At 28.5% G+C, this 12,936-nt stretch carries 14 protein-coding genes; 3 read left to right on the plus strand and 11 right to left on the minus strand.

What is annotated here, in order from left to right:
- Positions 1–9: 9 nt before the first annotated feature.
- Positions 10–786 (minus strand): phosphatidate cytidylyltransferase, encoded by a 777-nt coding sequence (locus BN3265_RS06420; RefSeq protein ID WP_058990710.1) that lies wholly within the window; start codon positions 784–786, stop codon positions 10–12.
- Complete coding sequence (locus BN3265_RS06425; RefSeq protein ID WP_058990711.1) at positions 773–1,477, minus strand: undecaprenyl pyrophosphate synthase; 705 nt, start codon at positions 1,475–1,477, stop codon at positions 773–775. The genes BN3265_RS06420 and BN3265_RS06425 overlap by 14 nt, the downstream gene beginning before the upstream one ends.
- A gap of 134 nt (positions 1,478–1,611) precedes the next feature.
- On the opposite strand from BN3265_RS06425, the gene BN3265_RS06430 reads away from it, so the two are divergent.
- Genes BN3265_RS06430 through BN3265_RS06440 form a run of 3 tightly spaced genes read left to right on the plus strand, consistent with a single transcriptional unit; the run spans position 1,612 to position 5,226 of the window.
- Positions 1,612–2,511 carry an RluA family pseudouridine synthase gene (locus BN3265_RS06430; RefSeq protein ID WP_058990712.1) on the plus strand — a complete coding sequence of 300 codons (900 nt, stop codon included), beginning with the start codon at positions 1,612–1,614 and terminating at the stop codon, positions 2,509–2,511.
- Between the two features lies 1 nt (position 2,512).
- Positions 2,513–4,042 (plus strand): YifB family Mg chelatase-like AAA ATPase, encoded by a 1,530-nt coding sequence (locus BN3265_RS06435; RefSeq protein WP_058990713.1) that lies wholly within the window; start codon positions 2,513–2,515, stop codon positions 4,040–4,042.
- The gene (locus BN3265_RS06440; RefSeq protein WP_058990714.1) at positions 4,042–5,226 is read left to right on the plus strand and encodes a GspE/PulE family protein; all 1,185 of its coding nucleotides are present in this window, start codon (positions 4,042–4,044) and stop codon (positions 5,224–5,226) included. The genes BN3265_RS06435 and BN3265_RS06440 overlap by 1 nt, the downstream gene beginning before the upstream one ends.
- 56 nt (positions 5,227–5,282) lie before the next feature.
- Here the strand turns inward: BN3265_RS06440 and mnmA are convergent, their stop codons facing one another.
- The 9 genes from mnmA to BN3265_RS06485 form a co-directional block, all read right to left on the minus strand.
- On the minus strand, positions 5,283–6,392 hold the full coding sequence (gene mnmA / locus BN3265_RS06445; protein WP_058990715.1) for a tRNA 2-thiouridine(34) synthase MnmA: 1,110 nt from the start codon (positions 6,390–6,392) through the stop codon (positions 5,283–5,285).
- Entirely contained in the window at positions 6,376–7,461 is a 1,086-nt protein-coding gene (locus BN3265_RS06450; RefSeq protein ID WP_058990716.1) for a cysteine desulfurase family protein, read from the minus strand. The genes mnmA and BN3265_RS06450 overlap by 17 nt, the downstream gene beginning before the upstream one ends.
- Before the next feature lie 43 nt (positions 7,462–7,504).
- A complete protein-coding gene (locus BN3265_RS06455; protein ID WP_004838352.1) occupies positions 7,505–7,726 on the minus strand; it encodes a YdbC family protein in 222 nt (73 codons plus the stop codon).
- Positions 7,727–7,734: 8 nt separating this feature from the next.
- Positions 7,735–8,166, minus strand: a complete 432-nt coding sequence (locus BN3265_RS06460) for a hypothetical protein (protein WP_058990717.1) — start codon at positions 8,164–8,166, stop codon at positions 7,735–7,737.
- Positions 8,167–8,489: 323 nt separating this feature from the next.
- Positions 8,490–8,975, minus strand: a complete 486-nt coding sequence (gene msrA, locus BN3265_RS06465) for a peptide-methionine (S)-S-oxide reductase MsrA (protein WP_058990718.1) — start codon at positions 8,973–8,975, stop codon at positions 8,490–8,492.
- Positions 8,972–9,442 (minus strand): threonine/serine exporter family protein, encoded by a 471-nt coding sequence (locus BN3265_RS06470; protein ID WP_058990719.1) that lies wholly within the window; start codon positions 9,440–9,442, stop codon positions 8,972–8,974. Before BN3265_RS06470 ends, msrA begins: the two co-directional genes overlap by 4 nt.
- A 9-nt stretch (positions 9,443–9,451) precedes the next feature.
- Positions 9,452–10,222, minus strand: a complete 771-nt coding sequence (locus BN3265_RS06475) for a threonine/serine exporter family protein (RefSeq protein ID WP_058990720.1) — start codon at positions 10,220–10,222, stop codon at positions 9,452–9,454.
- Positions 10,223–10,286: 64 nt separating this feature from the next.
- Entirely contained in the window at positions 10,287–11,051 is a 765-nt protein-coding gene (locus BN3265_RS06480; protein WP_058990721.1) for a J domain-containing protein, read from the minus strand.
- 52 nt (positions 11,052–11,103) lie between these two features.
- Positions 11,104–12,873 carry an ABC transporter ATP-binding protein gene (locus BN3265_RS06485; protein WP_058990722.1) on the minus strand — a complete coding sequence of 590 codons (1,770 nt, stop codon included), beginning with the start codon at positions 12,871–12,873 and terminating at the stop codon, positions 11,104–11,106.
- Positions 12,874–12,936 lie beyond the last annotated feature (63 nt).

Below are 12,936 nucleotides of genomic sequence, written 5' to 3' on the forward strand. Positions count from 1 at the left end.
TCTCCTAACTTATATTAATGTAAATAAATATATAAAGGGACTAATAAATAAAATAGAATCAAACCTATCAAGAATTCCCCCATGACCTGGAATCAAATTTCCATAATCTTTTATTTTACATTTTCTTTTTATAAATGACGCTAATAAATCTCCGGTTTCTGACAAAAGACTTGCTATTATTGTAAAAATAATTACAAAAATAATGTTTTTATCAAGTTTTATGAAATTTACATAAAGTAAATTTAAAAGGACTGCTCCAAAAATCCCTCCAATAAATCCTTCAAGAGTTTTATTTGGAGAAATTGACTCAAGAGATTTTATCTTGTGTTTTCCAAATAAAGAACCAGATAAGTATGCAAAAGTATCTGATCCCCAGGCAATAATATAAAGCATATATAAATAAGTTTTATTTCCTATCCAAATAGTTGATGACATAAAAATTGAAACATATACTATTACAAATAAAAGCCCAAAAAAATCTTCTATTCTGTATTTTTTATTAAAAATCATATAAATAAACATTCCAATAAGAATGAAAATTAAGCCAAATATAAATAAATTCAAATCTTTAATATAGGCATTTACTACAAAAAATAAATCTATAAATAAGGCAAGGTTTAAAGGAACATCATATGATAAATTTTTTAGGGCATTTACTAATTCTTTTACTGCAATTAAAGAAAATATCCCAAAACCTAGAGCAAAATAAATTCCACCAAGATAGGTTATAAGAATTAAAACAAAAAGAATTATTCCCCCACCAAAAAGTCTCTTAACTAGGTTCATTTATACCACCATACCTTCTATCTCTTCCAAAAAATGAATCGACTGCATCATCCAAATCATTTTTTGAAAAATCTGGCCACAAAATATCTGTAAAATAATATTCAGTGTAGGCCATTTGATAAATTAAAAAATTAGAAATCCTAAGATCTCCCCCCGTCCTAATTAAAAGATCAGGATCTGGCATATTTGCCGTATACAAATAATTTGAAATATCTTTCTCATTTATATTTTCAAAATCTATCCCATCTTTAGCCATATCTTTAAAAGCTTTTACAATTTCACTTCTTCCCCCATAATTTATAGCCATATTTAAAACAAGCTTGTCATTGTTTTTTGTAAGCTCGCAAACATCAAGACAAGCCTTGATGGTTTTTTCTGGAAGTTTTGATATATCTCCAATAATATTTAATTTTACTTCATTTTCAACGAGTAATTTTGTCTTATCTTTTATAAATTTTGCCAACAATTTCATCAAATAATTGACTTCTACTTTTGGTCTTTTCCAATTTTCTGTAGAAAATGCATAAAGAGTTAGATATTTTATGCCCTTTTCCTTAGCATAAAGAGCAATATCTACAACATTTTCAGAACCTTCCTTGTGACCCATATATCTTGGCAAATTTCTTTTTTGAGCCCACCTACCATTTCCATCAAGAATTATGGCAAGATGGTTAAGTTCTTTTTCTTTCATGCGTCCTTCCTTCTAATTTTATCTCTATATGATTATACCATAAGAATTCTTCCAAAATAAAAAGCTAAATTATTTTTTTGAAATATAAAAATGAGGATTTTGTATATATTTTTTCATAATGCTATAATTTAACTATGAAAATTAAAGCAAATAAAGAAATTAGAATTGATAAATATCTTTCAGATATTTTTGAAGAAATTCCTAGAGAAAAGGTGAAAGATTTTATCAAGGATGAAAAAATAAAAGTAAATAATAAAAAAATAAAACCTTCCTACAAATTAATTTTAGAAGATGAAATAGAAATTTCTGATAAATTATTTGAAAAAGCAAAAATTGAAGCTGAAGATATGAATTTAAAAATAATTTATGAAAATGAAGATTTTGCAATTATTGACAAGGATAAAAATGTAATTGTCCATCCAGCAGGATCAATTGTAAGTGGAACTTTGGTCAACGGACTTTTGGATTATTTTGGCTATGATAATTTATCTCATATCGGAGGTGATGATAGGCCAGGAATTGTTCACAGACTTGATAAGGATACAACGGGTCTTATGGTAATTGCAAAAAGCAATTCATCTTACAAATATTTGAAAAATCTTTTTGAAACAAGAAAAGTTGACAAGGAATATTTGGCAATTTGTAATGGGATTTTCCAAAAAAAATCTGGAACTATTCATACTTTTATGGATCGTGATCCAAATAATCGCAGAAAAATGGCAGTTAGAAATTCTGGTCGTGATGCAATTAGTAAATATGAGGTTATTTCAGAAAATAATGGCTATTCCTTGGTTAAAATAAAAATTTTAACTGGAAGAACTCATCAAATTAGGGTTCACATGACCCACATTAATCATCCACTTTTGGGAGATCCTGTTTATGGAAATGTAAAACACAAATTTAATTTGGACCACCAACTACTTCATTGCCACAAATTAGGATTTAAAGATAAAGATGGAATTTATAGAGAATTTTGTGCAGATGTCCACGAAGATTTTAAAAAATATCAAAAAATTTTGGGTTTAGGAGAATAAAATGTATTCAAAAACAAATACAGTAAGTCTTTTGGGACTTGATGGAAAAGCGATTGAAGTCGAATCTGATATAACTTCAGGCATACCAGCTTTTAATATTGTGGGTCTTCCCGATTCATCTATAAAAGAATCCAAAGATAGGATTAGGGTTGCTCTGATAAATTCTGGTTTCAAATTTCCCCAAGGAAGAATTACCATAAATTTATCTCCGGCAGATATAAAAAAAGAAGGAACTCAACTAGACTTACCAATTGCAATTTCTCTTTTAAAAAGTATGGGAGTAATTGAAAATTCAAAAGATGATTTTATTTTTATAGGAGAGCTTTCACTTGACGGAAGAATTGTCCCAGTAAAAGGTGCTCTTGCCATGGTGATTTCTATGAGGGAGAAGGGCTTTAAAAATTTTATAATTTCAAATGATAATAAAGATGAATGTGCAATAATAAAAGACTGTAATATTTTTCCATTTTTAAATTTAGAAGAATTAGTTTCATACCTTAACGAAAACACAAAAAAATCTCCCTACAAAATAAAATTATCAAATATAAGTGAAAATATTACATATCCTTATGATTTTTCTGATATAAAAGGTCAAGATTCTTTAAAAAGAGCCCTAGAAATTGCAGCTGCTGGTGGTCATAATTTATTAATGATTGGACCTCCTGGAAGCGGAAAAACTTTTTCCGCCAAACATTTGCCATCAATTTTACCAAATATGGATTTTGAAGAAAAAATTGAAGTTACAAAAATTTATTCAGTGATGGGACTTCTTGATAGTGGAAAATTAATAAATAATAGGCCCTTTAGGTCTCCCCACCATTCAGCAAGCGAGGTTTCTTTGATTGGAGGAGGGGCAAATATTCCAAAAGCAGGAGAAATTACTCTCGCCCATAAAGGAGTTTTATTTTTAGACGAATTTCCAGAATTTTCCAAAAAAACAATAGAAGCTTTGAGAGAGCCTTTGGAAAACAAGGAAATAAATATTTCAAGATCAATGGCAAGCATAAAATATCCGTCTGATTTTATTTTGATTGCTGCCATGAATCCATGTCCTTGTGGGAATTTTGGAAATCCCTTGAAGGAATGTACTTGCACTCAAAATGAAATAAGAAGATATTTATCAAAATTATCTTCTCCAATTCTTGATAGGATTGATATTCATATAGAAATAAAACCTGTAAAATACAAAGATTTGGATGATAATATCAAAACAAAATCTTCAAAAGAAATGAGAGAAGAAGTTCAAAGGGCAAGAGAAATTCAAATAAAAAGATACGAAAATGAAGAGATTTCTACAAATGGAGCTCTTTCTACAAGGCTTATGAAAAAATATATAAAACTTGATAAAAATGTAAAAGAAATCGGACAAAAAGCCTTTGAAAAATATAATTTTTCTGTAAGATCTTACAATAAAATTATAAAAATGAGTAGAACTATTGCAGATCTTGATGGATGCGAAAAAATTGAAGCAAAACATCTTCTTGAAGCTGTAAGGTATAGGTCTTTGGATGATAAATATTGGAGTGTGTGATGGATAATAATTTGATAAATTCAAATATAGATTTGTATATAAATGAGCTTGTAGAAAAAGCTTTAAAATTAAATGCAAGTGATATCCACATTGAGCCAATGGATCAAAATTTTTCAAGAATTAGATATAGGATTGACGGCAAACTTAGAATTATTACTGAGATGGATTATCCTTCATATATAAAACTTTTGACAAGAATAAAATTATCTTCAAAACTGGATATTTCAGAAAAAAGAAGGCCCCAAGATGGATATTTAAAATTAGAAAAATTTCCTCACATTGATTTTAGAATTTCAACTTTAAATACCATAGTTGGTGAAAAATTAGTTTTAAGGATTCTTTCTATAGAAAATTTTAAAAAATCTCAAAATTTATTGGGATTTACTAATAGGTCCAAAGAAATTTTACAAAAAGCCATTAAAAATAAATCAGGCATGATAATTTTTTCTGGACCAACTGGTTCTGGAAAATCTACTTCCCTTTATTCTTTATTAAATAAATTAAATGATGAAAATAGAAATATTATTAGCATAGAAAATCCTGTAGAAATAAATATTTTGGGAATTAATCAAATTTCAATTAATGAAAAAATCGGTCTAACTTTTCAAAGTGCACTTAGGTCAATTTTAAGGCAAGATCCAGATATTATTATGATTGGAGAAATCAGAGATAATGAAACTGCAAAAATGGCAGTAAGAGCTGCCATAACTGGGCACTTAGTTTTAACAACTTTACATACTAACGATAGTTTTGCATCAATAAATAGACTTCGTGATTTGTCAGTTGAAGATTATCTTATAAAACAATCCGTAAATACCCTTGCAAGCCAAAGACTTGTAAGAAAACTTTGCTCATGCAAGAAAAAAAGAAAAATTTCAAAAGAAGAATATAATTTTGTAAAAAATTATTTTGATATAGACGAAGAAACTTATATTTACGATCCAGGATCTTGTGAAAAATGTCACGATGGATATCTAGGAAGAGAAGCTGTTGAAGAAATTGTAGATTTTGATGATGACTACAAAAATCTTTTCTTTGAAAATAAAAATTTCAGCAAAAATGATTTAGATTTATTGAATAAAGAAAAAAATTTTAAGTCTATGACTTACAATGGATTAAAAAAAGTTTTAGATGGTGTCACAAGCTTTGAAGAAATTTTGGATTCAATTTATTATTTTAATTAGAAATAAATTTAAAAATATTTTTAAAAAAATCGGAGAATTTTCCCCGATTTTTGTTTTTAAACTTTTAATCTTTTTTCTCCATTATAAACTTCATCTATAATGCAAGAACCCAAGCATACTTCTCCATCATAAAAAACTGCAGCTTGGCCTGGGGTTACGGCTTTTGTTTTGTCGTAGGTTATTTCTACTTTTCCATCATCTAAAATTTTTACATGAGAATTTATATCTTTTTGTCTGTACCTAAATTTACAGGTGCAGTCAAATTCTTTTTTTAGTCCTTTTTTTGAAATTGATGATAAATTTGATCCTATTAATCTATTTGAAAATAATTTTTCATTATTTTTTCCTTGGCAAACTATTAGTTCGTTTTTTTCTAAATCTTTTCCACAAACAAACCAAGCTTCACCTTCTCCACCAATTCCAAGTCCTCTTCTTTGTCCAATTGTATGATACATTAATCCATAGTGTTTTCCCATAATATTTCCTTCAGTATCAACAATATTTCCTTCTTTTGCTGGAAGATAGTGGGATAAAAATTCGTTGAAATTTCTTTCTCCTATAAAACAAATTCCTGTTGAATCTTTTTTATCAGCCGTTGCCAAATTATTTTCTTTGGCAATTTTTCTAACTTCTTTTTTATCCAAATCTCCTACTGGAAATAAAACATCTTTTATTTGATCTTGGGATAATTGGGATAAAAAATATGTTTGGTCCTTGTTTGAATCAAGTCCTCTAAGCATTTTTGTTTCATCGGATGACCTATCAACTCTTGCATAATGACCTGTTGCAAGATAGTCTGCTCCCAAATCTTTTGCATAGTCCAAAAATGCCTTAAATTTTATTTCCTTGTTGCACATTATATCAGGATTTGGAGTTCTTCCCTTTTTGTATTCATCAAGAAAATATGAAAATACCCTATCATAATATTCTTTTTCAAAATTTATTGAATAATATGGAATTCCTATTTGATTGCAAACTTTAACTGCATCTTCGTAATCAACTTCTGCAGTACAAACTCCATTTTCATCTTCTTCGTCCCAATTTTTCATAAAAATTCCGCTAACATCGTAGCCTTCTTTTTTTAATAAGAGGGCAGCAACAGATGAGTCAACTCCACCACTTACACCAACGATAACTTTTATATCTTTTTTATCTTTCTTTTCCATCTATCCCCCTTAATTTTTTCAAAACTTCAAATGTATAGTCAATATCTTCTTTTGTATTTGTAAAACCAAAAGAAAATCTTACGGAATGTCTTGCCCTATCTTCATCGTACATATTTTTTATAACATTGCTTGCTTCAACGCTTCCAGCCCTACAAGCAGAACCAACTGAAATGCAAATTCCATTCATATCCAAATATGTAAGAAGAAGCTCATTTTTTACCTTTGGAAAATATAAATTTAATATATGATCAGTAGAATTTTCCAAATTTCCATTTATTTCATATAAGAAATTTGACTCTTTTAATTTTTCTACAAAATAAGATTTTAATTCCTTAATTTTTTCTCTTTCACCAATAGCTTTTGGGAAAGATTTTGCCATTGAATATGCTCCCATGGTAAAAGACGTTCCAGCACGCCTATCTTTTTCTTGCTCACCGCCTTTAATAAAAGGCTTAATTTTTTTATTGCAATAAAGAACGCCAAAAGAATTTATCCCTCCAATTTTGTGTCCTGAAAGAGAAAGTGAATTGCAATGAAGTTTTTCTACATCAATATCAATATGAGAGTAGGCTTGAACACAATCTACATGGAAAAAAACATCCTTATCTTTTAAAAATTCTCCAATTTCATAAACTGGTTCGATTGCCCCTATTTCATTATTTACAAACATCAAAGAAACAAGTTTTACATCATCCCTAAGTTTTTCTTTCAATTCATCAAGAGAAAAATATCCATCCTCATCAACATCAAGAAAAATTGTTTTTTCCTTATTTACAGTATTTAAAATAGAATCATGCTCAATTTTTGAAGTAATAACAAAATCATCCTTAAAATTTGACAAAATTGTATTGTTAGCCTCACTTGCTGATGCTGTAAAAATTATATGGTTGGGATTTGCATTAAGAGATTTTGCAATTTCTAATCTAGAATCTTCCAAAACTTTTTTTCCAGACCTTCCCAAGGCATGCAAAGAATCAGGATTTCCATCAAAATTTTCCATATTTTCAAAGATATCTTTCAAAATTTCTTTTCTTTTTATTGATGTAGCTGCATAATCAAAATATATCATTAAAATTTCCTTTTAATTTATAAAAGACCTAAAAATTTAGGTCTTAATCGTCAAATTCTTCTTTTAAAATTTCTTTTAAAACTTCAGCTTCTTCCTTTGTAAAAGTAATTCCCTTGCTCATTCTTGTATGATCTTCATTCCAATCTCTCAAATCATATTTAGGATCCCTATCATTCCAAGAAACAAGATTTAATTCCTTTGTCCAACCTTTGGCATTTGTTGAAAGAACTCCCAAATTTTCTACTATATCATATTTTATTGCCATATAAACTCCTAACTATAATAATTTCTTGGCAAAGATCCAAGCAAAACATATTCAATCTCACTTGTCGCCATCTCCATTTTACGAATTCTGTTTTTTATTCTACCCTTTTGTTTAATAATCTCATCATCATCTAAATTTTTAATATCTTCTAAACTTTTAAGAAAATCTTGAATTTTTCTATCGTCAGTTTTATAGAAAAAATCACTTTCTTTAATTCTATCGATTTTTTCAACAAAATCATAAAGGTTATGATCTCTCAATGAAACATAAGAATCAACAAAAATCCTATCAAGTTTTTCCTTGTCATCATAAAATTGACTAAGATTTTCATATCCAGTCAAATAAAAATTTAATTCATACTCAGCCTTGATAAGACGAATTTTTAAATCCAACAAATTTTTTTGATTTTTAGTTAAATTATTTTCATCAATAAGATCCATATTATCCTCTCCTTTGAGTATAATATCATAGAATAATTTCTTCTACAAGGATTGTATTATAAAGTTTTTAAAAATCAATTTTTTGATTTTTTCTTATATTTTTTATAAATTTTCTCAAAAGAAAAAACCTAGTTTATGCTAGGTTAAGAGCGTAGACAAAGTCAGTTTAATAATTCATTAATAATTCAAAAATAAAATTACGCTAAAACCCATCTCGACTAAGTGAGTGAAACGAACGCACGGAGAGATCTCTGAGATTTCTCGACTCACTTCGTTCGCTCAAAATGGGGAAAATTTTAGTTTGTCAACAGTCTGAACCTAGTTTAATCTAGGTTTGGTTTGTCTAATAAATCAATGTGGCAATAGCCACTTGGATTTTTTTCTAAATAATCTTGGTGATAATCTTCTGCTTTTACAAAATTTTCTAATTTTTCTACTTGAATTTGGATTTTTCTTTCTTCATTTTTTTGTTTTTCTTCTAAAAACTTTTTTGAAAATTCTAAATCTTTTTCATCTTTTGAAAAAATTCCACTTCTGTATTGAAGACCAATATCATTTCCTTGTTTATTTATTGAAAATGGATCAATTATATAATAAAAATACTCCAAAATTCTTTTTAGAGAAACTTCTCTTCCATCATAAGTAATTTCTACGGTTTCAGCGTGGTGGGTTTGGTATAAATTTTCGTAAGTTGTTTTCTCACTATTTCCATTTGCATATCCTACAAGAGTTTTTTCTACTCCTTTTATATCTTTAAAATATGCCTCAACTCCCCAAAAACATCCGCCTGCTAAATAAATTTTTTTCATTTTTTCTTTCTCCAATCATATTTTTTGCTCGGTTTTCTAAATTTAAAACTCATTAATGATTTTGATAATACAGATGCTAGTAAAATTCCAAATGAAATTGCTGATGCAACTGCCATGGTATCAAATAAGGTTACAAGTGCAAGGGATTTTTGTCCATCTATAAAATAAAACAAGGTATTATAAATTCCTTTTCCTGGTACAAGATTTATCATGCCTGGAACTATAAATAAAATTGCTGGCATATGACATTTTCTTGCAAATATTTCTCCCAAAATTCCTGTCAAATATGATCCAACAAGAACTGGAAAAAATAATCCTCCATAAAAATCTCTAACTAGCATAAAAACCGAAAAACCTAAAGCTCCTGCAAGAGATGATAATCCAATTGATCTTTTAGGGCAGGAAAAAAACAAGGCAAATCCTACAGCTGATAAATATGAAAATATAAATCCAAAAATATATTGCATATTTCCTCCTTAAAATAATGTCATTGGAAAGGCAACTCCAATCGCAAGGGCTAGGGATACAAAAAATGACATAGCAAGTCCTGTTAGTCCACTTGTCGAATCTCCACTCATTAAATCTCTTATAGAATTTGTCAACAAAAATCCTGGAACATAGGGCATCATTGATGAAATAATTACATTTGCCATATTAAAACCAAAAACAAATTTTCCAATTACATGAGCAAATAAGGAAACCATAATTCCTGCAGCAAAATTTTCTATAAAATATCCATACATTTTCTTTTCAATCCTAATAAATATAAGATAGGTTAAAAGTGAAACTACAAAAGTTACTGGCAAATCCAAAAGATTTGGTGTTTTGGAATTAACTATCATAGGAAAAGCAGTTGAAGCAAGAGTTGCTCCAATAATTTTTGATTTCACATCTGCCTTGGATGTTTTTTTAATTTTATCAAGTTCTTTTAAGGCCTCATCAAGGCTATATTCATGATTGCAAAATTTTCTTGAAAATGAATTAACCTTATCAACCACTATTAAATTATTTCCCCTGTTTTTTACTCTCTTAACGTTTGCATAGGTCTTACCATCAACATTAAAAGAATACATGAGGGCATTAAAAGTTGCAAAAACATCAATATCGCTTGCTTCATAAATTGATCTAATTATTCTTTCGACTGTGTCTTCAACCCTATAAATTTCTGCTCCATTTTTTAACATCATAGCTCCTGCTCTTGATGTGATTTCGAGCAATTTATTTATATCATCTTCCCTGTATTTCATTTATCTTCCTTTTCTAATACAAAAGTAACTTTCCTTGATTAGAGGAAAGTTACTTTGAAAAATTTTACATATTTTTATATTTATTAATATTATCTAAAGAAAGAAATTCGTAGGCATCATTTATTTTTTGAAATTTTTCTGTTGCATCAGGATCTGTGCTTATATCAGGATGATATTTTTTGGCAAGTTTTCTATAGGCAAGCTTTATTTCATATTGATCACTTGTATAGGCTACTCCCAAAGTATCACAAGCTTTTTGATATTTTTCCTTAAAACCAAGGTCATTTACAAAGCCACCGTTTTGGTAGGATCCTGTATTGTATCCCCCATTAAAATTTCTTTCATCAAAATCAAATCCAGAAAAATTAAAACCTTGAAAAAATTCCTCAAATCTTTGATTCATTTCTTCTTGTCTTCTTTGTCTTTCTTCTTCAGCCTGTCTTCTTCTTTCTCTTTCTTGGTCTAGCTTATATTTTTTTGCATAATCTGATAAGTTATCAAAGCCTTTTTTCTCACCTAAAATTAGGCTGTCAGCTTTGTCATACATCCATTCTATCAAAGTATAATTCCCATATCTTAAAAGGGAAATAAATGATTTGCCTAAAAATGGAACTACTGCAATTATCAAAAAAACAGTAAAAAGTTCAGGCGGTATAGCTATAAAAAACAAAGGAAGTGCAAATATTACTGAGCATCCAATTAGCATTATAACTTGGCTTAAACCTTCAAAGACTGTAACTATTGCATTTAAAATATTTATTAAAAAATTAAATATAGAATTTAATACGCTTGCTAGTCCGTGGATAAATTTTCCAAATATTTTTTTCACGTTCTTTTCTCCAATCTAACATGATTATACCCAAGTTATTTTTATCTGTCTACTAACCAAAAAGCTCTTCATTATTAGAATTATAAAGTTTGTAATAAATTCCTTTTTTCTCAAGTAATTCTTTATGACTTCCTCTTTCAACAATTCCATCCTCTGTTAAAACTAAAATTGAATCTGCATTTATAATTGTAGAAAGTCTGTGAGCAATTGTTAAAGTCGTCCTTCCCTTTGATAATTTTTCCAAAGAATCTTGAACTATAGCTTCACTTGTGTTATCCAAAGATGAAGTTGCTTCATCCAAAATTAAAATTGGTGGATTTTTCAAAAATACTCTTGCAATAGATATTCTTTGTTTTTGTCCCCCTGAAAGTTTTACTCCTCTTTCTCCAACATAGGTATCAAATCCATCAGGAAGTTCCATTATAAAATCATAGGCTCCTGCAAGTTTACTCGCCTTAATAATTTCTTCATCACTTGCACCTTCTTTTCCGTATAAAATATTATCTTTGATACTTGCTCCAAAAAGATAAACATCTTGTTGGACAATCCCAATATTATTTCTCAAAGAATCTAAGGTCAAATCATTTATATCCTTATCATCAATTAAAATTTTTCCCTTGTTTAATTCGAAAAATCTTGGAATAAGTTTTGTAATTGTAGATTTTCCTGCTCCAGATGGACCTACTAGAGCTACATTTTCTCCAATACTTATATCAAAATTAATATCTTCCAAAATCCATGGATCTTTTTCATCTTGGTCAGGATATTTAAAATAAGCATGATCAAAGGAAATTTTCCCCTTAACATCTGTAAGTTTTTTTGCATCTTTCTTATCAAAAATATCAGATTTCATATTAATTACTTCATTAAATCTTTCAATTCCTGTAATTCCTTTTTGATATTGGTCAGTAAATTCTACAAGTCTATTTACAGTTGCAATAATTATATTTAAATATAAAACAAAGGCTACCAAATCTCCAGGGCTTATCTTTCCTTTTATTACAAAATTTCCACCCATAATTATCAAAACTGCATACATAGCCCCTGCAAATAATTGGTTAATCATATTGTAGGATGCCATATTGTAATATTTTACTTTTTTGATATCAACAAATTTATCATTGCCTTTTTTAAATTTCTTTTTTTCTAAATTTTCATTAGCAAAAGATTTTACAACATCTATTCCCAAAAGAGAATCTTCAATGCTTGCATTTATTTCCCCAATTTGTTTTTTCTCACTTTTTACAGATCTTGAAAAAGCTCTTCTTTTTATTCTTGCTGCATAAACCATAAGTGGAATAATTATATACAAAACAAGAGTCAAAGGAATATTTATAGTCATCAAAACTACAAATGATATAGAAAGTTTTATAAAACCAATAAAAAATTCTTCCGGACAGTGGTGAGAAAATTCTGTTATATCAAAAAGATCTGTCGTCATCCTACTCATAAGCTGTCCAATTTTTGTTTCATTGAAAAAAGCTGTAGACATTGTCAAAAAATGTTTGAAAATATCCCTTCTCATATCTTTTTCAATGTGAGCTCCCATTATATGACCGTAAGATTGCATAATATATCTTCCGGCAACTTCTACAAGTTTTGTAAGAGCATATATTAATGTAAGTTTTAAAATAATTGAATAAGTCAGGCTAGAATTTGCTGCATGGTCTGTCAAGCTCGATAAAATAATTGGTAAAATTAATTCACAAACAGTTGTCAAAAATGCAGAAAATAAATCGATAGCCAAAATATTTTTGTAATCCTTGTAGTAAGGAATAAATTTTTTGATTAATTCTTTGTCAGAATAAGTTCTTTTTTCCATTTTTCCTCCTTTTTATTTATACTCTAGTATTTTACTATTAATTTAAACTTAGTCACTTGATTT

Origin of the sequence: Anaerococcus rubeinfantis (genome assembly GCF_001487145.1) — a bacterium.
Taxonomy (GTDB): domain Bacteria; phylum Bacillota; class Clostridia; order Tissierellales; family Peptoniphilaceae; genus Anaerococcus; species Anaerococcus rubeinfantis.

Bases quoted from the DNA above. Each gene is read 5' to 3' on its own strand.
- BN3265_RS06420 (WP_058990710.1), bottom strand. From the start codon at position 786: ATGAACCTAGTTAAGAGACTTTTTGGTGGGGGAATAATTCTTTTTGTT.
- BN3265_RS06425 (WP_058990711.1), bottom strand. From the start codon at position 1,477: ATGAAAGAAAAAGAACTTAACCATCTTGCCATAATTCTTGATGGAAAT.
- BN3265_RS06430 (WP_058990712.1), top strand. From the start codon at position 1,612: ATGAAAATTAAAGCAAATAAAGAAATTAGAATTGATAAATATCTTTCA.
- BN3265_RS06435 (WP_058990713.1), top strand. From the start codon at position 2,513: ATGTATTCAAAAACAAATACAGTAAGTCTTTTGGGACTTGATGGAAAA.
- BN3265_RS06440 (WP_058990714.1), top strand. From the start codon at position 4,042: ATGGATAATAATTTGATAAATTCAAATATAGATTTGTATATAAATGAG.
- mnmA (WP_058990715.1), bottom strand. From the start codon at position 6,392: ATGGAAAAGAAAGATAAAAAAGATATAAAAGTTATCGTTGGTGTAAGT.
- BN3265_RS06450 (WP_058990716.1), bottom strand. From the start codon at position 7,461: ATGATATATTTTGATTATGCAGCTACATCAATAAAAAGAAAAGAAATT.
- BN3265_RS06455 (WP_004838352.1), bottom strand. From the start codon at position 7,726: ATGGCAATAAAATATGATATAGTAGAAAATTTGGGAGTTCTTTCAACA.
- BN3265_RS06460 (WP_058990717.1), bottom strand. From the start codon at position 8,166: ATGGATCTTATTGATGAAAATAATTTAACTAAAAATCAAAAAAATTTG.
- msrA (WP_058990718.1), bottom strand. From the start codon at position 8,975: ATGAAAAAAATTTATTTAGCAGGCGGATGTTTTTGGGGAGTTGAGGCA.
- BN3265_RS06470 (WP_058990719.1), bottom strand. From the start codon at position 9,442: ATGCAATATATTTTTGGATTTATATTTTCATATTTATCAGCTGTAGGA.
- BN3265_RS06475 (WP_058990720.1), bottom strand. From the start codon at position 10,222: ATGAAATACAGGGAAGATGATATAAATAAATTGCTCGAAATCACATCA.
- BN3265_RS06485 (WP_058990722.1), bottom strand. From the start codon at position 12,873: ATGGAAAAAAGAACTTATTCTGACAAAGAATTAATCAAAAAATTTATT.